A 402-nucleotide genomic window follows, 5' to 3' on the forward strand; every position below is an offset into this window, starting at 1 on the left:
TAGAGAGAAAACTAAAATGGCGATTACTCGATGTTTACTTTGCTTCTTCTTACGATTATCTAGTTTTCAAAGAACGAATTTTTGAGAGAATTGCACTCTCAAAACTAAACAAACAAGAAACGTCAACTTTATGATCAGCCCGAAAGGACTGCATATTCCTTAGAAAGGAGGTGATCCAGCCGCACCTTCCGATACGGCTACCTTGTTACGACTTCACCCCAATCATCTGTCCCACCTTAGGCGGCTGGCTCCTAGGACAAAACTTAACTTCCTATAAATATAATAAGAGGTTAAGTTTTGTCCCAGGTTACCCCACCGACTTCGGGTGTTACAAACTCTCGTGGTGTGACGGGCGGTGTGTACAAGGCCCGGGAACGTATTCACCGCGGCATGCTGATCCGC

At 45.0% G+C, this 402-nt stretch carries 1 rRNA gene; it reads right to left on the minus strand.

The features are described from left to right. Positions 1-163: 163 nt before the first annotated feature. A 16S ribosomal RNA gene (locus tag G6554_RS25400) occupies positions 164-402 on the minus strand; the annotation flags it as partial.

The sequence above is a fragment of the Bacillus sp. MM2020_4 genome (assembly GCF_011250555.1).
Lineage (GTDB): Bacteria > Bacillota > Bacilli > Bacillales > Cytobacillaceae > Neobacillus.